Here is a 20,538-nt window from a genome sequence, read left to right as displayed (position 1 = left end):
CGCGTCAGTCGAACAGGCGGCGGAACACGTTCGTGTCCGCCAGGTCGATCAGCTCGTCTCCCCGACCGTTCATGATCGTCCGCAGCGCGTACAGCGTGAAGCCGCCGACCTGCTTCGCCGTGATCGCCGGCGGGATGCTGAGCTCCTGCCGGGCGGTCACCACATCCACCAGGGCGGGGCCGTCGTGGGCGAACGCCGTCCGCAGGGCGCTCTCCAGCTCATCCGGCTTCTCCACGCGCTGACCGTGCAGGCCCGCGGCCTGGGCGATCTGCGCGAAGTCGGGGTTCTCGAGGCTGGTGCCGAAGTTGACGAACCCGGCGGCCTTCATCTCGACTTCGACGAAGTTGAGCGAGGAGTTGTTGAAGACCACGATCTTCACCGGCAGCTTGTTCTGCCGCAGCGTGAGCAGTTCGCCGAGCAGCATCGCGAGGCCGCCGTCCCCGGCGAGCGCGACCACCTGCCGCCCCGGGAACGCCGTCTGGGCGCCGATCGCCTGCGGCAGCGCGTTCGCCATGCTGCCGTGGGTGAACGAGCCGATCAGCCTCCGGCGCCCGTTCATCCGCAGGTAGCGCGCGGCCCAGACAACCGGCGAGCCGACATCCGGCAGGAACACGGCGTCGTCCGCGGCGAGCTCGCTGATCAGCCGCGCGACGTACTGCGGGTGGATGGGCGTGCGATTGCGGTCGTTGACCGCCAGGTCGTCGAGGCTCTTGCGCGTCTTGGCGTAATGGCTGAGCGAGGAGTCGAGGTGCTTGCGGTCCTTGCGGTCCTTCAGCAGCGGGAGCAGCGCATCCACCGTGTCCTTCACGCTTCCGACGAGGCCCAGGTCGAGCGGGACGCGTCTGCCGAGGTTCTCGCCGCGGATGTCGACCTGCACGATCTTCGCTTTCGAGGGGAAGAACTGCTGGTACGGGAAGTCGGTGCCGAGCATCAGCAGCGCGTCGCACGACTCCATCGCGCGGTAGCCGGAGGAGAACCCGAGGAGGCCGGTCATGCCGACGTCGTACGGGTTGTCGTACTCGACGAACTCCTTGCCCCGCATGGCGTGGACGATCGGCGCCTGCAGCTTCTGGGCGATCGCCAGCAGCTGGTCGTGCCCGCCCTCCGCCCCTGCGCCGGCGAGGATCGTGACCCGCTTCGCGTCGTTGAGGATGTCGGCGGCAGCCTGCAGCTCGGGATCGGTGGGGCGGGTCACGCGCGGCGAGAAGGTGATCGGCGCAGACTTGCGGCGGCCCGCGCTGTCGGCGAGGAAGATCTCGCCGGGCACGACGATCACCGCGACGCCGCGGCGCTCGACGGCGGTGCGCATGGCGATCTCGAGGATGCGGGGCATCTGGTCCGCCTGGCTGACGAGCTCGGTGTAGACGCTCGCCTCGCGGAACAGCTCCTGCGGGTGCGTCTCCTGGAAGTACCCGCTGCCGATCTCGGCGCCCGGGATCTGCGCGGCGATCGCGAGCACGGGGACGCGGCTGCGGTTGGCGTCGTACAGGCCGTTGATGAGGTGCGTGTTGCCCGGGCCGCAGCTTCCGGCGCAGACGGCCAGCTCGCCGGTCAGCGCTGCCTCGGCGGACGCCGCGAACGCCGCCGCCTCCTCGTGCCGCACGTGCTCCCACGTCACACCGTCGTTCCGGCGGATGGCGTCGGTGAAGCCGTTGAGCGAGTCCCCGGGGATGCCGTAGACGCGCGTCACCCCCGCATCCCTCAGAATCTCGACGGCGGTATCGGCGACAGTGGGCACGGCGGTCTCCCCTCGAATCGGATGCGGTGCTTCCGGCCCGCGGCGGGCGGCCCGGCACAGCCAACGCTACGCCGCGCACGTGAATCGCCGCATCCTCCTCAAAGCAACTGTGCGTTAACGTGAGCCCATCATGGTGAAGCAGGAGCGGGCGCAGGTGACGCGCGGGACGATCGTCTCCGGAGCCGCCGCGGTGTTCGGCCGCCGAGGATACGGCCTCGCCTCCATCGCCGACATCGCAGAAGAGTCGGGCGTCACCAAGGGCGCGCTGTACTTCCACTTCCCGTCGAAGGACGAGCTGGCCCGCGCGGTCATCACCGAGCAGCACCGACGCACGATGGCCGCCGCGGCCGAGGTCGTCGAGCAGGGACTTCCGGGGCTGGAGACGATGGTCCGGCTGAGCGCGGTGCTCGCGCACCAGCTGCTGACCGATCCTGTCGTGCAGGCCGGCGTTCGACTCACGACCGACGTGTCGATGTTCGATCCGCCGGTGACCGAGCCGTACGAGGACTGGCTGCGCACGACGGAAGCGCTGTTCCGCCAGGCCGTCGACGAGGGCGACCTGCGCCCGGACCTCGACCCGGGGATGCTGGCGAGCGTTGTCGTCCCGGCGTACACGGGCGTTCAACTGGTGTCGGAGACGGTCGCGCGACGGAAGGACCTGCTCGAGCGGGTCCGCGACCTGTGGACGGTTCTGTTGCCGGGCATCGTGCCCGCCGCCGAATTCGAGCGACTCCGCCGCCTGCCGGACCTCATCCGCTAGCCCCGGTTCGCTGGCCCATCGGGTTGACGCAACACGCCGTCCGGCCGCGGCGGTCGACGGCGTGTTGCGTCAACTCCGCGCTGAAGCCGTACCGACCCGGCCGCAGCGCCCCCAATCCGCTACGGCCGCGCCGGAATACATGCTTATTCTACGGCAGAACCGGACGATCGGTATGGACTCTCGGACGACGCCCAGCGCGGGCCGCGAGAGTGCGTCCCCTAGACTTGGCCGACGGGGAACGCCGGAGACGGCGGAAGCATCATGGGGAGGGGCCGCATGCCGTCTCGGGGCAGCAAACAGAAGAAGCGCGCGACGATGCGGCTCGTCTACATCGACTTCTGGTCGGCACTGAAGATGTCCTTCCTGGTCAGCATCATCGTCGCGGCCATCACGGTCGTCATCGGCCTGCTCATCTGGAGCGCGCTCGAACGATTCGGTCTGGTCGCCGCTGCCAGCAACTTCCTCGAGGACATCGCGGGGGCGCAGGGCGCCAACCTCGTCGCCGGACTGACCTTCCCCAACGTGATGACGTTCACGCTCGTCGTCGCACTGCTTGAGGTGATCGTGGTGTCCGCCCTCGGAGCGATCTTCGCCGCCCTGTTCAACCTCGCCGTCCACGTCGTGGGCGGCTGGAAGGTCACCTTCGGGAGCGACTGAGCTCCAGGCCGCCGACCAGCAGGTCGACGCCGAAGGCGAAGGCCGCCGCGGGGTCGTCCTCGTCGAGCGGCGAGCTGTCGCCGGCGGCCAGAACGCCGAGCGAGTCGTACTGCAGGCGCTGCTGCTCGTGCGAGACGTGGCCGAGCACGAAGTGCAGCAGCGCGGTGGCGGCACGCCGGGAGGTCTCGGCGTCGAAGCCGCCGCGGGCGACCGCACGGCCCAGGCGGTCGACGGTCTCGGGTGAGCCCAGGCCGAGCGCGAGGGTGCTGGAGACGACCTCGGCGCCGTCGCGGTACGCGAGGAGCGCATCGCGCAGGGCGGCCGCCTCCGCGCGCACCGAATCCGCCCAGTCGGCATCGTCTGCGGTCGCGTCGACGGAGGGCCGCGTCGCGACGATGCGGTCGGCGAGCTCGGCCAGCAGCGTCTGCTTGTTCGGGAAGTGCCAGTACAGGGCGCTGGGCTGCACGTCGAGGGATGCCGCCAGCCGTCGCATGGTCAGGTCCGGCAGCCCGAGGTCGTCGAGGATGCGCAGCGCCGCCTCCACCACATCGTCGCGCGAGTGTCGTCGTCCGGTTTCGTTCCCTGCCACGTTCTCACTATAGTGAACACCGTTCAGGTGAACAGTGTTCAGGTTAGGAATCCCGCATGACCCTCACGACCCCCGTCGCCCCCCGCCGCCGCCTTGACGCGACCGACCTCGCCCGCGTCGCCGTCTTCGCCGCCCTCGTGGCGGTGCTCGGCCTGCCGTCCGGCGTCACCGTCTTCGGCTCCGTGCCGATCACGGCTCAGACCCTCGGCGTCATGCTGGCGGGCGCCATCCTCGGCCCGTGGCTCGGCGCGCTGAGCATGGCCGTCCTGCTCGCCCTCGTCGCGGTCGGACTCCCCCTCCTCGCGGGCGGACACGGCGGCATCGGAGCCTTCGTCGGGCCGTCGGCGGGCTACCTCTTCGGCTGGATCGCCGGCGCGTTCGTCATCGGCCTGATCGTGCACGCCGGTCGCCGGGCTCCCGTCTGGTGGCGCACGCTGCTCGGGATGATCGTGGGCGGCATCCTCGTCGTCTACCTGTTCGGTGTGCCGGTACAGAGTCTTGTGACCCGTCTGCCCCTCGATGCCACGGCCCTCATGAGCCTCGTCTTCGTCCCCGGCGATCTGGCCAAGGCGGTCATCGCGACGGCTGTGGTGACGACGCTCGTGCGTGCCTACCCCCGCGCGTTCCGCCGCACCTGGGTCAGCGACCAGCGCGCCGTCGCCGCCGATCCGGCCGCGCCCGCGGAGTCGCGCGTCCCGTGACCGGCGCCACCCCCGCTCCCCTGCCCGCCGCCGTCCCCGCCCTGCGGCTGGACGGCGTGGGCGTGCGCCTCGGACAGGTGGATGCGCTCCGCGACGTCAGCCTGGCGCTCGACGCCCGCACCATCGCGGTGGTCGGCGAGAACGGCTCCGGCAAGTCGACCTTCGCCCGGCTGCTGGCCGGACTCGCCGCTCCCGCGACGGGCGTCACGCGCATCCTGGGCCTCGACCCCGTGCGGCAGGCGACAGAGCTCCGGCGCCGCGTCGCCGTCGTGTTCAGCAACCCCGACGCACAGATCGTGATGCCGACCGTCGCCGAGGACGTCGCGTTCTCCCTCCGGCCTGAGCGCCTCAGCCGCGAGGAACTGCGACGTCGAGTGGATGCGGCACTCGAGCGGTTCGGGCTCTCCGACCTGCGCGAGCGCTCCTCGCACGACCTGTCGGGCGGCCAGAAGCAGTTGCTCGCCCTCGCCGGCGCGTTCGTCCGCGAGCCCGAGCTCGTGGTGGCCGACGAGCCGACGACGTACCTCGACGCTCGCAACGCCCGGCGGGTGTCCGACCACCTGCTCGCCGACGCCGGGCACCGCCTGGTGCTCGTCACCCACGATCTCGCCCTCGCCGAACGCTGCGAGACCGCCGTGCTCTTCGCGGGTGGTCGGGTCGAGGCGGTCGGTCGTCCGGCGGAGGTCATCGCCGAGTACGAGGCGGCGCTGGCGTGCTGAGCCTCTACCGTCCGGGTGACGGCCTCCTGCACCGCCTTCCCGCCGGGCCGAAGCTGCTCCTGCTTCTCGCGGTCGTGCTCGCCGTTTCGCTGCTCCCCTCCACGTGGTGGGCGGCCGCGGTCGCCGCCGGCGCCGCGATCGTCGCGTACGCGGTAGCAGGGCTGCGCGACGGGATGCGCGGGATGCGCGAGCTGGGCCGCCAGGTCGTGGCGCTCCGCTGGCTCATCGTCGTGACCATCGCCGCGCAGCTGATCTTCCTCGGACCGGAGCAGGCGGTGTCGAACACCGCACGCGTGACCGCCGCCGTCGTGCTGGCCGGCCTTCTGGTGCTCACCACGCGCGTCAGCGACCTGCTCGACGCCGTCGAGCGCGGGCTGCGGCCGCTCGACCGCCTGCGGTTCGACTCCGAGCGCGCCGCGGTGCTGCTGACCGTCGCCCTGACGACGGTGCCGGTGCTCGGACGTCTCGCGGGCGAGGTCCATGAGGCGCAGCGCGCCCGAGGCGCGCGGCCGGGCCTCCGCTTCTTCGCGGTGCCCTTCCTCATCCTGTCGCTCAAGCACGCCGACCAGCTCGGCGAGGCGCTGTCCGCGAGGGGCGTGCGGTGAACGGCCGCCCCCGAGTGCTGGGACCCGTCGTCGACGACGAGACCCGCTGCATCCACTACCGCTCGCCGCTCGATGTGATCGCGATCCGGTTCGCGTGCTGCGGCGAGTACTACTCGTGCCACCTGTGCCACGCAGAGACGGCCGACCATCCCGCCCGGCAGTGGCCGGCCGACCGCCGCGACGAGCGCGCGGTGCTGTGCGGGGTCTGCGGTCACGAGCTCACTATCGCCGACTACCTCGCCACCAACGACTGCCCGGAGTGCGGCGCCGCCTTCAACCCGGGCTGCCGGCTGCACACCCACCTCTACTTCGAGAGCTGAAGCCGCCCCGAACGCGCGGACGCCGGACACGCTCTCGCGTGCCCGGCGTCCGTCAGGGTGGTGCTAGAACCAGCCGAACAGGCGGTCCAGCAGGTCGAGCAGCCAGTCGAGGACCGGGATGCCCGTGTGCGGCTTGTCGGCCTTCACCTTGAGGGTGGTCCAGCCGATCACGCTGTTGGACGCGTCCTGCACGGACAGCTTGTGCTGGCCGTTGTCCGCGTCCTTCGGCAGCGCCAGCGTCAGCACGCCGTCCGCCGGGACCTGCACCCATCCACCGCTCAGGTTCTGCGGCTTCGAGTACAGCCAGACCGACACCCACTCGCCGGCGTGCTGCGTGCCGACGCTCACGCGCACGGTGTCACCCGGGCGGTAGGTGTCCTTGTCGACGGTGACCTTGTCCTCGAGCGCCTTCTTGAGCGCCGACTCCTTGGCCGCCTTCGGGTCGGTACCCGGCTTCGGGTTGGTCGGGGCGTCCGCCACGGTGAGCGGGACGCGGACCGTCGTGCCCGAGTCGGGAGCCGTCAGCACCAGCGCGCTGGCGCCGGCCACATCCGCCGGGACGGTGAAGGTGACGGTCGCGTTGCCCGCTGCGTCCACCGGTACGGAGCCGACCGCGGTCGAGCCGTTCCAGGAGAGGTCGAGCTTCGTGTTCGCCGGGCTGCCGAGCGAGGTGAGGTTCAGCTTGGACACCTGGAGGGTGACCTGCTGACCGCGCTGCAGCGTCCCGGTCGGCACGCCGCTGACGCCGACGCCGCGCTTGGCGAAGCTGGGCGACAGCGGGCTGTTCTTCTGGATGTAGCTGATCCACGCGTCGCGGTCGATCAGTCCGGAGTCCTTCGTGTTCGACCCGGCAGCGAAGGCGCGGAAGTTGTCGCCGCCCTGCAGGAGGAACGAGAACGACCCGATGCGGTACGACTTGGCGGGGTCGATGGGCTGGCCGTTCACGATGATGCTCGTGATGCGGTCGCCCTCCGGCCGGGCTGCGTCGTACGTGTAGCTGACGTTCTTCGACAGTCCCAGGTTGAGGAACGGACGGCTCGGAACGGTGCCGTCGGCGTTGCGCTGCCACTGCTGCTCGAGCGCCTGCTTGAACTGCGCCCCGGTGAGGGACGTGGTCCACAGGTTGTTCACGAACGGCAGCACCGCGTTGGCCTGGGCGTAGGTGACCGTCCCGTCGGTGCCGTAGAGGAGCTCCGCCCGCAGACCGCCCGGGTTGACCACGCCGATCTCGGCGCCGCCGAGCTCCTGCGAGGAGAGGCTGGACAGCAGCGAGTCGGCGACCAGGTTGCCGAGGGTCGACTCGCTCGAACGGTCGTCACGCGCTCCGTTGAGGTAGGCGGTGGTGATGTCCTTCGTCACCGAGCCGACCTTCTGATTGCCGATCACGGCCGCGTCGGCGAGCGCCTTGTCGACGATCGTCTTGACGGCGGCGACTCGCGGGTAGGCGGCGACGAGGGCGTCATCGGCGTCCGTGGTGCGGGCGACGTTGCGGGCGGTGTACGAGGTGACCGTCTCGGTCTCCGGGTCCACCGTCAACTTCACCTGGCCGATGTTCTCGCCATAGCTGCCGGTCTGGAGAATCGGGCGGGTCTTGCCATCCACTCCCGGGACCGGGGCGTCCCACGCGTACTGCTTGTGGGTGTGGCCGGTGAAGATCGCCGCGACCTTCGCGCTCGTCTTGGTGACGATGTCGGCGAACGCTCCGCCTGCCGCGACCTCCTGCGCGAGCGTCGCACCCTCCGGCGTGCCGAAGCCGGCGCCCTCGTGGTACTCCGCGACCAGCACGTCGGCCTCGCCATTGGTGGGGTCGCCGTCGGTCAGCTCACCGGCGACGCGGTTGACCGCCTCCACCGGGTCGCCGAAGTCGAGCGACGAGACGCCGGCCGGCGACACCAGGGTCGGGGTCTCCTGCGTGACGGCTCCGATGACGCCGACGGTCAGACCGTCGACGGCGAAGGTGGCGTACTCGGGGAGGGCCGGGGTCTTCGTGCCCTTCTCGTACACGTTGGCGCCGAGGTAGGAGAAGTCGGCCGCATCCTTCACGCGTCCGGTGAGGTCGGCGTAGCCCTTGTCGAACTCGTGGTTGCCCACGGCGCTCGCCTTCAGCTGCAGCGTGTTGAGCACGTCGATCGTCGGGATGTCGCCAGCGGTCGCCGAGGCGAAGAGCGAGGCGCCGATGTTGTCGCCGCTGGAGAGGAAGAGCGAGTTCGCGTCGCCCGCCTCCGCCTTGAGCTTCTCGATCGTTCCCGCGAACTTCACGGTGTTGGCGTCGATCCTGCCGTGGAAGTCGTTGATGTTCAGCAGGTTCAGCGTGACCGGCTTCGGCGTGAGGCCGAGGCCCACGACGATCGGGTCGTGGTCGCTCGACCGGTACGGGTCGGCCGCGTAGAAGTTCGTGACGTTGTAGTTGTAGCGGCTGTACTCCAGCGCCACGGACTCGCCCGAGTTGATGTTCCACACATCCGCGCCGGTGATGGCCGTGTTCGCCGCGGGCGACGCGAGGACGTGGTCGAGCGAGCCGACCGTTCCGCCGAAGGAGTAGGTCGCCTTCGTCGTGCGGGTGCTGACCTGGTCGACGTAGCCGGCGTCGGTGAGGACCTTGATCGGGTCCTCCTTGAGGTACGCGTTGAAGTCGCCGATGAGGAGCACCTTGTCGGTCTTCAGTGCGGTCTTGCGCTCGTTCGCGAACGCGACGAGGGCGTTGGCCTGCTTGACGCGGGAGGCGTTGGATGCGCCCTGGCCGTCTCCCTGGTCGGCGTCCTCACCGGTGCCGGACCCCTTCGACTTGAAGTGGTTCACGATGGCGAGGAACGCGGAGGAGTCCTTCGCTCCGACCTTCTTGAAGGCCTGGGCGAGCGGCTGCCGCGCGTTCGAGAACGCCGGGTCGTCGAGGATCTTCGAGTCGCCGACCGGGGCCGCGTTCGCCTTCTTGTAGATGAACGCGGTGCGGATGACGTCCTCCGTCGCCGGGAGGGTCGCGGGCGACTTCACGTACGCCCAGACCTCGGAGCCGGCGGCGGCGTTCAGGGCGGTGACCAGGCTGGCGAGGGCGGAGTCGCGGTTCTCGCCGAAGCGGGCCGAGTTCTCGATCTCCTCGAGCGACACGACGTCGGCGCTCAGGCCGTTGATCGCCGCGACGATCTTGTCCTGCTGGCGCTTCAGGTTGGTCGCGTCGGCGGCGCCGCGGGCGTCGCATCCACTGTTGACCGTGATGGGGTTGCCGTCGCGGTCGGTGTAGAACGTGCAGCCGCTGAGCTGGTCGCCCGTCGTGGTGAAGTAGTTCAGCACGTTGAACGTCGCGAGCCGCAGGTCGCCACCGACGTTCTCGGGGGCGGCGGTGCGGGTGTTCGCGAACGTGACCGGCTGCACGGCGTCGGCGTTCGCCGGCGTGAGTTCGCTGGTCGGCTGGAACTTCCAGGCGTTGTTGCGGTAGTCGAGCACGACCGGCTTCGTGAACGCGACCGGCTCGCCGACGCGGACCGGGTTGCTCAGCGAGAGGTACGGCAGGGGCTTCGACTTGTTCGCCGCGCTCAGGAAGTTGGTGGATGCGCCGTCGTCGAGCGTGACCGCGCGGGCCGCGTTGTCGGCCACGACCGCGGCGTACTCGGGCGAACCCGGGCGCGCGGCCTCGGTCGGCTGCACCAGCGGCTTGTCACCGGCGGCGAGGCCGATCTCGCCGTACTGGTTGGCGGCGTACACGTCGGTGACGGTGAACGCGCCCTGCGGCGCGAGCAGCATCCCCTCAAGGCTCTCCCGCTGGGCGGCCGTGCCGGGCAGGCCGACCGTCGCCGGCACCGGTGCGGTGACCGTCGACGCGTCGAGCTTCGTCACGCCGGTCGCGGTGATCTCCGTGAGGCCGTTGAACTCGCTGACGGCGCCCGTGACCTTCACGTAGTCGCCCGCGGCGACCGTTCCGGCGAAGGACGAGCCGTAGACGAAGACGGCGTCGGAGGCCGTGTGCGTGGCGAGGTCGACCGCGCCGCCCGTCCCGGGGGTCTGGATGTAGAACCCGTTGAACCCGCCGGTCGCGTACTGCGCCGTCACGACACCGACGGTGGTGACCGTCGTGCCCGCCTTCGGGCTCGTGTCTCCGGTGCCCTGGATCTCCGCGATCGGGACGGTGGCGCCGTCACCCGGCGTACCCGGGTCGCCCGGGTCGCCCGGGTCGCCGGGCGCGCTCGCGGCGTTCTGCGGCGTGATCGTGGCGCTGAGGGTGAAGTCTGCGCTGTTGTCGTCGGTGTCGGCGAAGTTCGTGCGGGCCAGCGACTTGACGTCGGTGTTGCCCGACGGGGCCGTGGCCTTCGCCTTCTCGAACGTGTTGGAGGTGCCGTAGCCGAGGAGGTCGGCGACGTCCGCGTTGCCGGTCACCGAGCCGGTCGGGAGGGTCAGCGCCGAGGCCGTCTTGGCGAGGACCAGGGTGCCGGTGGTGCCGCTCGGGTTGAGGGCGCCGCTCGCGACATCCGGCGTCGGCAAGGTCTGGCCGTTGGTGCCGTTCGACCCGCCGGCGACGAGGTAGTACCCCTTGGCGCCGATGGAGCCGGTCAGCGGCACGACGCCGGTGGCTGCGCTCGTGCCGGTGGCCGGGCGGTACTGGATGCTCCATCCCGCCAGGCTGACGGCGCTGTCCCCTGGGTTGTAGAGCTCGACGAACTTGTTCGTGAAGGCGGCGCCGGCGCTCCCGCCGGACAGATACGCCTCGTTGATGACGACACCGGTGCCGTCGGTGCTGGCGAATGCCGGGGTCGCGACGAGCGAACCGGCGGCGAGGCCGGCCCCCGCGAGCGCGGCGGCGGCGACACGCGCCAGCCTGCCGAATCTGGTTGACATTGTTCTCCTCGGTCGGTGAGGTGTGGGATGAGTCCGCGCCCACCGTAGGGACGGCGTGAAACGGGACTGTTTCTCGTGTGTGAACGTACAGAAAACTCGTTCAGGGGTAGACCGCTCATTTGAGCACCGCACGGGGGAACGCGCCGATACGCCATGATGAGAGGCATGCGGATCGACGAGATCGCCCACTTCCGGGCGCTGGCCGCGGAGGGCCATCCGGCCCTCGCCGCCGAGACCCTCGGGGTGTCCCAGTCGACCCTCACACGCTCGCTCGCACGGCTCGAGCAGGAGATGGGCGTCGAGCTGTTCGACCGCCGCCGCGGCCACCTGGAGCTCAACCAGTACGGCGAGATCCTGCTCGCGCACGCGGTGCGGGCCGAATCGGAGCTCGAGAACGCGCGAGCGCGCATCGAGGCGCTGCGCGACCCGTCGGGCGGCACCGTCTCGGTCGCCTACGTCTCGTCATTCGGCGGGTGGCTCATCCCGAAGGTCATCAGCGAGTACCGAGGGCTGTTCCCCGACATCCGCTTCGTGCTGAGCGGCGGAACCGCCGACACGGTGCTGGATGCGCTGCGCGACGGCGCGGCCGACGTCGCGTTCCTCAGCCCCGACCCGCGCGACCCGGAGATCGAGTGGGAGCCGTTGACCGCCGAACGGCTGGTGCTCGGCGTGCCGGAGGGGCATCCCCTCGCCGGGGCGACGGCCGTCAGCGTTCCGGACCTCGAGCCCTACGACCTGGTGGCCCTGCGCACCGGCTCCGGTCTCCGCCACATCGCGGACGCGTACTTCGCCGCGCACGGGGTCGTGATGAACCCCGTCATCGAGGTCACGGAGCTCTCGACCCTGCGCGGACTGGTGCGCGACGGCGTCGGTGCCGCCCTCATCCCGGACACTCCGGCCGAGCCGGGGATCGTGGCGGTGCCGCTGCGGGACGAAGCGACGCGCATCATCGGCCTGGCGCGCAACCGCACCCGGTCGCAGTCGGCGGCCGCGGCGCAGTTCGCGCGCTTCGTCCGCGAGGAGCTCGACTCGCTCGGGTGAGTCCCCTTTCGCCGCGACGGCGCAGCGGACACGCCGCGTCACACGAGACGCACAGCGCGCACCCATGCGCTTGACTATGCCCGCTCCACCTCACACAACACGTGTCTTGGAAAGGACTCCTCGTGACGTCTCCGCAGTACCCGACCACCTCCGCCGCTCCGACCGGCGAGACCCCGCTCTGGGCGCCGCTCTACGGGGCGACGATCGGACAGGCCATCAAGCGCTTCTTCACGAAGTACGCGGACTTCACCGGACGCGCCAGCCGCAGCGAGTACTGGTGGTGGATCCTGTTCTCGGTCATCGTCGCCATCGTGCTCGAAGTGCTGGCCCTCGGCCTCGGCTTCGCGGGCGCGACCGTGAACGACGACGGCACCTCGACGCCCGGCCCGCTGTTCTGGATCCCCGGGCTGCTGATCGCGGTGTGGTCGCTCGGGACGATCGTCCCCCACCTGGCCCTCATCTGGCGTCGGCTGCACGACGCCGACCTGGCCGGTCCCTTCTTCTTCCTCGGTTTCGTCCCGATCGTCGGCGGCATCACCGTGCTCGTCCTGACGATCCTGCCCTCGAAGCTTGAGGGCGCGCGCTTCGACCGCCCCCGCGCCTAGCGAAGGCAGGGCCGGCTCAGCTGCAACGCTCGTCCAGCAGGAGTGCTCAGCAGGAGTCGGCCCACAGCCGGCGCGGCCGCTCGGGGTCCGTGTCGTCCAGCAGGACGGATGCCACCTCGCGCGGCGCGCCGAGCGGATCCTTCTGCCCGGTGGTCACGAACGACCAGTCCGGGCTCCGCTCCGGGTCGTGCTCGACCCACAGCGAGAAGTTCCAGAACCCGCGGAAATCCGGGTTCAGCAGACCGCGACCGTCGACGACCAGCACCCCGTCGCGCGCGCGGAACGGGGCCACGACGCCCTCGCGGAACGCATCCGCTCCGCTCTCCGCGTCGGCGCCGGCGCGCTCGACCTCCTGGCCCACATCACGCAGCGCCGCCGCGAACGCGTCCGCCACGCGGGCCTCATCCGCGGCCGGGACCCCGGTCACCGCGACGAATCGCGGCCCCCTGGCGTAGTGCTGCAGGAACTCGGCGGCCACACCCGCGTAGAACTCCGCAGCCTCCGTCGCCGTCTTCTCCGTGTCGGTCATCGTCCGCTCCTTCCGACGCATCCACTCGCTCGAACGCTACGCGGGAAGCGGTCATTCCGGGAGCACCGGGAGCTCGCCGGGACGGCGATCAGTCGTCGCGGTCGATCGTTCCGATGCGCGCGCCGGACGAGTCGTAGACCGTCATGACGTTGCCGTCGACCTTCCCGCTCGCGGCCGTCGACATCCACGTGTCCACTCCGTTGCAGACCTTCTGCGTCGCGGCGACGGTGCCGAGATCGATCGTGTTGCCCGAGATCGTGCCGGTCCCCTTCATGGTGTTGCAGCCGTCGGACCCCGAGTACGAGCCGTTCGCGTTGATGATGAGATTCGGTTCCCCGGGGTCGGTGCTCCCCCACTTCCCCGGGACGCCGCCTCCCTGCGGGGTGCACGCCGTGAGGGCGAGACCGAGGGCGAGGATGGCCGTGAGCGCGGCCGAGCGTGTCCTGTTCATGGCCCCGGAGGATACGCGCGGTGCGGACGGGCCGAATAGACAGTGGAGCGCGGCCGCGCGGGCAGGGAGGACTTCGTCGGGCCGCGGGCTCGCCCCGTACTCCGTTTCCCGCTCCGGGCGGCGTGCCACGAGCCGCTCACCTCCTTTTGCTCCCGGGGTCGAGGACTCACGCGCACGCCGAAGCGCACCTGGGGGTTCGCTGCAACCCCTCCACGCGGCGCGCCGGGCGATCTATCCTCGTCGCAACGACAGCGGCGGAGGGAGCGGCTCATGGACGAGGCACCCGAGGACACACTGCGCCCACCGGACGCCGTACCGGAACTACAGGAGGAGCAGGCCGTGGAGATGGTGGCCGTCTCGGCCGAACGCGAGGCGGAGCTGGAGCAGCGGGCCCGCGACTTCATCCGGGAACTGGCCGCCGCCGAACCGGGTTCGGAGGCGTTCACGCGCAAGATCATCGGGTTCTCGCACCTGGGCGAGGCCGAGATGCGCGCATCCAGCGACGCCTCCCGCCAGCTGCTCAGCCGCCCAGCCAGTTCGCTCGCCGCAGCCCGCGGCAAGGCGGTGCGCACCGACCCGCAGTACGGGGTGATCCGGACGCTGCAGGATCTCCGCGCGACCGTCAGCGACTTCGACCCCCAGCACCTGACCGGCCGCAACCGGATGCTCTCCCGGGTGCCGGGCGGACGGAGACTGCGCCAGTACGTCCAGCGGTTCGAGTCGGCGCAGAAGCAGCTCGACGGCATCGTCGCCGCGCTCGATCACGGGCAGGAGTGGCTCGCCCGCGACAACGCCGGGATCGAGAAGGAGCGCGCATCGCTCTGGAAGACGACCGAACGGCTCAACGAGTACGTGGTGCTGACCGCGGCCCTCGACAAGGCGACGGTGGATGCGGCGGCCGACCTGCGCATGACCGACCCGGCGCGCGCGACGCTGCTGGAGAAGGAGGCGCTGTTCCCCATCCGCCAGCGCCGGCAGGATCTCACGACCCAGATCGCGGTCTCGGTGCAGGCGTATCTGGCACTCGACGTCATCAAGAAGAACAACGTCGAGCTGATCAAGGGCGTCGAGCGCGCGAAGACGACGACGGTCTCGGCCCTCCGCACCGCCGTCGTCGTCGCCCAGGCGCTGGAGAACCAGAAGCTGGTCATCGACCAGCTGGGCGCCCTGCACGACAGCACCAACGCGCTCATCGGCCGGACGGGCGAGGTGCTCCGCACGCAGACCGAACAGGTTCAGAAGGAGCAGACCTCGTCGGCGGTCGATGTGGAGGTGCTGCAGCGCGCCTTCGACAACGTGTTCGCGACGATGGACAGCATCGACACCTACCGCACGGAGGCGGTGGCGCGGATGGCGACGACGGTCGACGCACTCGACCAGCAGGTCGCCCGCTCGCGCGAGTATCTGAAGCGATCGCGGCCGATGGAGCAGCCGCGCTAGCCCGGATCGACCGGTCACACTTCCCCTCCCGCGCGCTACCGTTGACGCCATGAGCCACCGCATCTTCGCCATGCCGTTCGCCGACATCTACCCGCTCTATGTGACCAAGGTGGAGCGCAAGGGGCACACCAAGGACGAGGTGGACGAGGTCACCCGCTGGCTCACCGGCTACGACGACGCGGGCATCGAGGCGGCCATCGCCGACCGGGTCGACCTGGAGACGTTCCTCACCACCGCTCCGCACTGGAACCCGAACGCGTCGCTCATCACCGGTGTCATCTGCGGCGTCCGCGTCGAGGAGATCGACGACCCGGTGATGCAGAAGGTGCGGTATCTCGACAAGCTCGTCGACGAGGTGGCGCGCGGCAAGAAGATGTCGTCGATCCTGCGCGGCGAGACGGCGGCATCCCGCAGCTGAGCAGCACGGCGCGCATGGCCATCGGAACACGGCGGTACTAGCCTCGTCGCAGGCGGTCCCATCCGGGGCCCGCGCGAGGGTGGGAGGACATCATGGACGACCTTCACGGCTCAGCGTCCGAGCGGCTGCGGCAGCTCGACGACATCGTCTCCGGCGGCGAGCCGTCGAACGAGTGGCTGACCCGGCACCTGCGCCAGACGCTGAGCGAGCTGGCCGAGGCCGAGCCGGTCGTCGACGCCGAACAGGATCGCCGCGAGGACTACTGAGCGAGGTCAGGCGCGAGCCACGCCCGCGATCTGCGGATTGAACGGCAGGAACGGCGTGTGGAGACGGTAGTGCTCCACCTCGACCTCGGCGAAACCGGCCGACCGGAGCGAGCGCTCGAGATCGCGCTCGCACGAGCATCCTTCGAACGTCCACACCCACGGCCGGCGGAACAGCCGCTGTGAGGCGCGGGTCGGCGTCCCGCTCGGGGCGACCACGTGCTCGACGAACCGGAACGAACCACCGGGGCGCAGGATGCGGCGGATCTCGGCGAGCACCGCATCCGGATCCTGCACGGAGCAGAGCACGAGCGACGAGATGACGGTGTCGACGCTGGCGTCGGGCAGGCCGGTCTGCTCGGCGGTCCGCTCCCGCAGGTCGAGCGCGACTCCCGAACGGAGGGCCGCCGTGCGGAGACCGTCGTGCATGTACCGGTTCGGCTCGATGGCGATCAGCACCGCCCCGGCGGGCAGGTAGGGGAGGTTCGCGCCGACTCCCGGCCCGATCTCCGCGACGTCACCGGCCACCCCGGCGAACACACGTCGCTTGCGCGGATGCAGCGACCGCTCCAGGTACGGTCCCATCAGCCGGAAGAAGGCGGCGTTGAAGCGTCCGCGTCCGGGATGCTGGGCGAACCCCGTCGCCTGTCGGTCACCTGTCGTAGTCGTCCTGCTCATGCCGGTTCCTCCATCGTGGATGCTGACAGGACGACTCTGCCGCGCATGCACTCGCCGATCAGGCGGGGAACTACCCCACTTCGCCGGTCACGCTCGCAGTGACTCCGGCGCTCGCTCCCCCTGCGCGGTCCACCACGCCGCGATCTGCGCGCGCGACCGGAGGCCGAGCCGCAGCCGGATGCGTTCGACATGCCCCTCCGCCGACCGCTCCTCGATCCCGAGCCGCTCGCCGATCTCGCGGTTGGTCCTCCCCTCGCTGACCAGGGCCGCGACCTCCCGCTGCCGCGGCGTCAATGTCCCCGCGGGGGTCCGGATCGCGCGCAGGCCGAGGGACCGCCGGATCGTCGCGGCGAGCGCCGCTGCATCGCCGGCCCAGGGAAGGTGCGACCTCCCGGGGAGGACGACGAACTCGGCGCCCGGGATACCGTGCGCCAACGCCTCCGCCTGCGCAAGCGGAGCCGCCCGGTCGCGTTCCCGGTGAACGACGAGCGTGGGAGTGCGCACCTGCGGCAGCAGCCCGCGCACGTCGATCGCGTAGCTCAGCGCGAGGAGCGACTGCGCCGTGGCGGCATCCGATGCGGCTCGCTGATACCGGCCGAACTCCGTCCGCGCCGCGGCGGACGCATCCGGGGCGAACAGGTCGGTGAGCACGTCGGAGCCCAGGCCCCAGTGCGATCCGACCAGGGCCAGCACGTGCTCGCGCGCGCTCGGCGGTGAGACCTCCGCGCCAGACGCCCAGCCCCCGTAGAGCACGAGCCGCCGGACGGTCTCGGGATGCGCGGCCGCCCAGGCGACGGCGACCAGCGCCCCCAGCGAGACGCCGATGAGGTCGAACGGTTCCGGACCGAGCGGCGCGGCCACCGCCGCGAGCTGCTCGAGCTCGGACGACAGCGACGGAGGCTGCCGGGCCGGCCCCGACATCCCGCATCCGGCCCGGTCGTAGCGGACCAGCCGGCACCCGCGCGCGAGATCCTCGTAGAACGCGCGCTCCTCGGGCAGCCGCCATCCCCGTTCGAGGTGGCTCAGCCAGCCCGAAACGTACACGACCGGCCGGCCAGTGCCGACCGACCCGACGGCGATGTCCGTGCCGTCGGCGGTGGTGACCCGGGTGAGGTGCTGCTCCACGGGATGCGCGCTATCGCGTCCCGCGAGACCGCAGCCTCAGGGCCGAGACGGTGATCATCACGGCTCCGAGCATCGTCGGGTAGGCGCTCCGGGCACCGTAGGCGACGGCGTTGAACGGATTCGCCCAGTCCGAGGGCGACCATCCCAGCCCGGTCAGGGCGAAGGCCACGAGCACGAGGACGACGATGCCCGCCGTTAGTCCGACCACCGGCCAGCGCCATCCGACGGCGACCGCGAGGCCGGCGACCGCCGCCGTCAGCAGCAACGACACCGGATGGATGACGAAGGCTCCCGGGAGGATCGGTGCCGTCACGGCCACGACGACGAGGTAGGAGGCCAGTAGTCCCACCACGACACCGAGCACCAGCGATCCCACGACCCGAAACGCGCGGGGCCGCGTCGGGCTCACCTGAGCTCGTGCGTCTGTTGCGATCATGAATCCCCCTCGGTCCGCCCCGGCACTCCGGCGGCCAGCTCGGCGAAGACCTCCGCCGCGTCCTCGTGGCGTGACAGGCCGGCGCTCTGTCCCATCCACAGGCTGAGCAGTTCGGCGTCGCCGGTCTCGGCCGCCCGGCGGCGGAAGACGCCCGTGAGGATGTTCTGGAGCGGGAACGGGGCGATCGCGCCGCTCTGCTCGATGGTCCGCACCGCGCGGTTCGGCAGCCCGCGCGCCGGCCGGCCGCTCATCGCCCGGGTCAGCACGGTCTCGTGGGCGAGTGCGCTCCGGATGCGGTCACGGTGGACCGGCGGCGCCGCCGACTGCCGCGTGGCCAGGAACGCGGAACCGACCTGCACACCCGACGCTCCGAGGGCGAATGCGGCCGCGACGCCACGGCGGTCCGCGATGCCGCCTGCGGCGATCACAGGGATGCCCACCTCGTCGACGACCTGCGGGATCAGGGCGAGACCGCCCACCAGGCTGTCTGCCGGGTCTGCGAGGAAGGAGGGCCGGTGCCCGGCCGCCTCGGAGCCGGACGCGACCACCGCATCCACCCCGCCGCCCTCGAGTGCCCGCGCCTCGGGGACCGTCGTCGCCGTGCCGATCACGCGGATCCCGCGCCGATGCGCGGCCTCGACCACGTCGACCGGCGGTACCCCGAAGACGAAGCTCAGTGCCGCCGGCCGGGCGTCGAGCGCGGCCGCGAGTTGTGCATCGAAGTCGGGCAGCGGCGCGATCGGCCACTCCGGGACAGCCGCCCCGGCCTGATCGAACAGCGGCCGCAGGGCCGCGATCGCGCGCTCGACATCGTCGCGACCGAAGCCGTCGCCGGCATCCGGCTCGCCGGGAGCCCGGAACGGCAGCCACAGGTTGAGGGCGAACGGACGGGAAGTCCGCAACCGCAGCTCGTCGCCGACGGCCCGGATGCGCTCGGCACTCAGCCCGTAGAGGCCGAACGACCCGAGGCCGCCCGCCTCGCTCACCGCCGCCGTCAGCTCGACGGACGACATCCCCCCGAACGGCCCCAGCACGACAGGGGCCTCGATTCCCAGCAGCTCACGCACTCCCACGGGACTTGTCTACACCCGGAGAGCCGGTCGAGTGGCGGCGTTCGACCGGCCTCCCTCCCCGAGCCCGACCTGGACTTCCCCGCGCGATGAGAGCACGCTTGAACAGACCGATGGTACCGACCGGTAGCGTGGGTGGAATGGACGGCGGCCGCGGATGAACAAGAGAACCACCGATGCGCCTCCGGGCGACGCACCGCAGGCGGAGTACTGGCGCCCCTTCATGGAGGCGCTCCCGGTCGAGGGGACGGCCGTCTCGACCATCGGCGACCTGCTCGGGACGGAGACGGTCTCGGCCAGCGACACCGTGGCCGCCCGTCTCGACGAGCTGCAGTTCGACCTCGGCGAGGGCCCCTGCTGGGACGCCCTGCGGTTGCGCCGTCCTGTGCTCGAACCCGATCTGCGCCGGCGCCCGCAACAGCAGTGGACCTCGTTCACGCCGGCCGCGATCGAGGCGGGGGTCGGCGCCCTGTTCGCCTTCCCGATGCTCGTCGGGCCGCTGCGGATCGGCGCGGTCGACATGTACGCACGCGAACCCGTCGCACTGGATGAAGCGCACACACAGGCGGCCACCAAGCTCGCCGAGGCCGCCGGACGCACGCTGCTGAAGCGCGCCCTCGACACGATGGGCCGCGAGGAACCGGCCGAGGATGCGAACCCGTTCTCCCGCCGCGTCGTGCATCAGGCCACCGGGATGGTGCTCGCACAACTGGATGTCAGCGCTGACGACGCCCGCATGGTCATCCAAGCGCACGCCTACGCGACGGATCGCTCGATGATGGAGGTCTCGCGGGACGTCCTCGACGGTCGCCTCGACTTCTCGGCGCTCGACGGAGGGGACGGTCGATCGCGATGACCCTCACTCGCGAACAAGGAATCCTGCGGGCGTTCGCTCAGCTGGCCGACACGCTCGTGGCCGACTACGACGTCGTCGACCTGCTGCAGAACCTGGTGGACCTCTCCAGCCGCTTCCTCGGCGCCACGGCCTCCGGCGTGATGCTGGCCGACGAGCACGGAGAACTGGATGTGATCGCCTCCACCAGCGAGGCCAGCCGCCTGGTCGAGGTGATGCAGCTGAGCGCCTACGCGGGCCCGTGCATCGAGAGCTTCGAGACCGGCGCCGTCGTCTCGGTCGCCGACATCGAGCAGGTGCCCGACCGCTGGCAGGCCTTCCGCGACCGAGCCCTGGAGCAGGGCTTCGCCGCCATCGACGCCATCCCGCTCCGCCTCCGCGCACAGACGATCGGCACGCTGAACCTGTTCCGCGCCGCCACGGGCGACCTGCCGGAGGACGACCTGGTGGCCGCCCAGGCGTTCGCGGATGTGGCGACCATCGGCATCCTGCACCAGCGCAGCTTGGCCGAGAGCGACGCGATCCGGCAGCAACTGCAGTTCGCGTTGAACAGCAGGATCATCATCGAGCAGGCCAAGGGCGTGGTCGCGCAGACCCGCGCGGTGCCGATCGACCAGGCGTTCACGCTCATCCGCGACTACGCGCGGCGCAATCAGAAGGGCATCTCGCAGGTCGCCTCCGACATCGTGGAGCGCCGGCTGAGGCTCTGACCG

General features: G+C 70.8%; 22 protein-coding genes. 13 read left to right on the top strand and 9 right to left on the bottom strand.

All coding sequences use genetic code 11. From position 1 onward, the window contains the following. Positions 1-4: 4 nt before the first annotated feature. Positions 5-1,738, bottom strand: a complete 1,734-nt coding sequence (poxB, locus tag BLR91_RS02985; protein ID WP_026307278.1) for a ubiquinone-dependent pyruvate dehydrogenase — start codon at positions 1,736-1,738, stop codon at positions 5-7. Positions 1,739-1,868: 130 nt separating this feature from the next. Between poxB and BLR91_RS02980 the strand changes: the two genes are divergently transcribed. Next, positions 1,869-2,498: a ScbR family autoregulator-binding transcription factor gene (locus BLR91_RS02980; RefSeq protein WP_089877170.1), complete on the top strand. Its 630-nt coding sequence runs from the start codon at positions 1,869-1,871 to the stop codon at positions 2,496-2,498. Between the two features lie 276 nt (positions 2,499-2,774). Then, on the top strand, positions 2,775-3,155 hold the full coding sequence (locus BLR91_RS02975; protein ID WP_018192033.1) for a DUF3566 domain-containing protein: 381 nt from the start codon (positions 2,775-2,777) through the stop codon (positions 3,153-3,155). Here the strand turns inward: BLR91_RS02975 and BLR91_RS02970 are convergent. Beyond that, the gene (locus BLR91_RS02970) at positions 3,136-3,699 is read right to left on the bottom strand and encodes a TetR/AcrR family transcriptional regulator C-terminal domain-containing protein (protein ID WP_020076894.1); all 564 of its coding nucleotides are present in this window, start codon (positions 3,697-3,699) and stop codon (positions 3,136-3,138) included. The two genes, BLR91_RS02975 and BLR91_RS02970, sit on opposite strands and share 20 nt — an antisense overlap. A 101-nt stretch (positions 3,700-3,800) precedes the next feature. On the opposite strand from BLR91_RS02970, the gene BLR91_RS02965 reads away from it, so the two are divergent. The 4 genes from BLR91_RS02965 to BLR91_RS02950 are packed head-to-tail and all read left to right on the top strand — an operon-like array spanning position 3,801 to position 6,089. Next, positions 3,801-4,445: a biotin transporter BioY gene (locus BLR91_RS02965; RefSeq protein WP_089877172.1), complete on the top strand. Its 645-nt coding sequence runs from the start codon at positions 3,801-3,803 to the stop codon at positions 4,443-4,445. Then, entirely contained in the window at positions 4,442-5,164 is a 723-nt protein-coding gene (locus BLR91_RS02960) for an energy-coupling factor ABC transporter ATP-binding protein (protein ID WP_089877175.1), read from the top strand. The genes BLR91_RS02965 and BLR91_RS02960 overlap by 4 nt, the downstream gene beginning before the upstream one ends. After that, positions 5,158-5,769, top strand: a complete 612-nt coding sequence (locus BLR91_RS02955; protein WP_089877178.1) for an energy-coupling factor transporter transmembrane component T — start codon at positions 5,158-5,160, stop codon at positions 5,767-5,769. Before BLR91_RS02960 ends, BLR91_RS02955 begins: the two co-directional genes overlap by 7 nt. Continuing rightward, complete coding sequence (locus tag BLR91_RS02950; protein WP_089877181.1) at positions 5,766-6,089, top strand: CHY zinc finger protein; 324 nt, start codon at positions 5,766-5,768, stop codon at positions 6,087-6,089. Before BLR91_RS02955 ends, BLR91_RS02950 begins: the two co-directional genes overlap by 4 nt. 63 nt (positions 6,090-6,152) lie before the next feature. On the opposite strand, the gene BLR91_RS02945 is transcribed toward BLR91_RS02950, so the two are convergent. Further along, positions 6,153-10,916, bottom strand: coding sequence for an ExeM/NucH family extracellular endonuclease (locus tag BLR91_RS02945; RefSeq protein ID WP_089877183.1), 4,764 nt, complete (start codon positions 10,914-10,916; stop codon positions 6,153-6,155). Between the two features lie 165 nt (positions 10,917-11,081). Between BLR91_RS02945 and BLR91_RS02940 the strand changes: the two genes are divergently transcribed. Next, on the top strand, positions 11,082-11,957 hold the full coding sequence (locus tag BLR91_RS02940; protein WP_089877185.1) for a LysR family transcriptional regulator: 876 nt from the start codon (positions 11,082-11,084) through the stop codon (positions 11,955-11,957). 122 nt (positions 11,958-12,079) lie between these two features. Beyond that, the gene (locus BLR91_RS02935; RefSeq protein ID WP_089877188.1) at positions 12,080-12,562 is read left to right on the top strand and encodes a DUF805 domain-containing protein; all 483 of its coding nucleotides are present in this window, start codon (positions 12,080-12,082) and stop codon (positions 12,560-12,562) included. 46 nt (positions 12,563-12,608) lie between these two features. Here the strand turns inward: BLR91_RS02935 and BLR91_RS02930 are convergent, their stop codons facing one another. Both BLR91_RS02930 and BLR91_RS02925 read right to left on the bottom strand, forming a co-directional pair. Beyond that, positions 12,609-13,091, bottom strand: coding sequence for a hypothetical protein (locus BLR91_RS02930; protein ID WP_089877190.1), 483 nt, complete (start codon positions 13,089-13,091; stop codon positions 12,609-12,611). A gap of 88 nt (positions 13,092-13,179) precedes the next feature. After that, positions 13,180-13,542, bottom strand: a complete 363-nt coding sequence (locus tag BLR91_RS02925) for an META domain-containing protein (protein WP_020076880.1) — start codon at positions 13,540-13,542, stop codon at positions 13,180-13,182. A 270-nt stretch (positions 13,543-13,812) separates the two neighbouring features. Between BLR91_RS02925 and BLR91_RS02920 the strand changes: the two genes are divergently transcribed. The 3 genes from BLR91_RS02920 to BLR91_RS20110 all read left to right on the top strand — a co-directional run bounded on the left by BLR91_RS02920 (position 13,813) and on the right by BLR91_RS20110 (position 15,666). Further along, entirely contained in the window at positions 13,813-14,982 is a 1,170-nt protein-coding gene (locus BLR91_RS02920) for a toxic anion resistance protein (RefSeq protein WP_089877192.1), read from the top strand. Between the two features lie 49 nt (positions 14,983-15,031). After that, positions 15,032-15,400, top strand: coding sequence for a DUF2200 domain-containing protein (locus BLR91_RS02915; protein ID WP_018192050.1), 369 nt, complete (start codon positions 15,032-15,034; stop codon positions 15,398-15,400). A 92-nt stretch (positions 15,401-15,492) separates the two neighbouring features. Then, on the top strand, positions 15,493-15,666 hold the full coding sequence (locus tag BLR91_RS20110) for a hypothetical protein (protein ID WP_020076878.1): 174 nt from the start codon (positions 15,493-15,495) through the stop codon (positions 15,664-15,666). Between the two features lie 6 nt (positions 15,667-15,672). Here the strand turns inward: BLR91_RS20110 and BLR91_RS02910 are convergent, their stop codons facing one another. The 4 genes from BLR91_RS02910 to BLR91_RS02895 form a co-directional block, all read right to left on the bottom strand. Next, the gene (locus tag BLR91_RS02910) at positions 15,673-16,341 is read right to left on the bottom strand and encodes a class I SAM-dependent methyltransferase (protein WP_089877194.1); all 669 of its coding nucleotides are present in this window, start codon (positions 16,339-16,341) and stop codon (positions 15,673-15,675) included. Positions 16,342-16,428: 87 nt separating this feature from the next. After that, a complete protein-coding gene (locus tag BLR91_RS02905) occupies positions 16,429-17,466 on the bottom strand; it encodes an alpha/beta fold hydrolase (RefSeq protein ID WP_089877197.1) in 1,038 nt (345 codons plus the stop codon). Between the two features lie 10 nt (positions 17,467-17,476). Then, positions 17,477-17,902 (bottom strand): hypothetical protein, encoded by a 426-nt coding sequence (locus BLR91_RS02900; protein WP_231918805.1) that lies wholly within the window; start codon positions 17,900-17,902, stop codon positions 17,477-17,479. After that, entirely contained in the window at positions 17,899-18,969 is a 1,071-nt protein-coding gene (locus tag BLR91_RS02895) for an NAD(P)H-dependent flavin oxidoreductase (RefSeq protein ID WP_089877202.1), read from the bottom strand. The genes BLR91_RS02900 and BLR91_RS02895 overlap by 4 nt, the downstream gene beginning before the upstream one ends. Positions 18,970-19,129: 160 nt before the next feature. Here BLR91_RS02895 and BLR91_RS02890 point away from each other — a divergent pair, with 160 nt between their 5' ends. Together BLR91_RS02890 and BLR91_RS02885 are read left to right on the top strand one after the other, a co-directional pair. Continuing rightward, positions 19,130-19,828, top strand: coding sequence for a GAF and ANTAR domain-containing protein (locus tag BLR91_RS02890; RefSeq protein ID WP_089877205.1), 699 nt, complete (start codon positions 19,130-19,132; stop codon positions 19,826-19,828). After that, positions 19,825-20,535, top strand: a complete 711-nt coding sequence (locus tag BLR91_RS02885) for a GAF and ANTAR domain-containing protein (protein WP_089877207.1) — start codon at positions 19,825-19,827, stop codon at positions 20,533-20,535. The genes BLR91_RS02890 and BLR91_RS02885 overlap by 4 nt, the downstream gene beginning before the upstream one ends. The last annotated feature ends 3 nt before the right edge of the window (positions 20,536-20,538 follow it).

The organism is Leifsonia sp. 466MF (assembly GCF_900100265.1).
In the GTDB taxonomy this organism is placed as follows: domain Bacteria; phylum Actinomycetota; class Actinomycetes; order Actinomycetales; family Microbacteriaceae; genus Leifsonia.
Note: the sequence above shows the minus strand (reverse complement) of the source record. Positions and strands in the feature narration are given on the sequence as shown.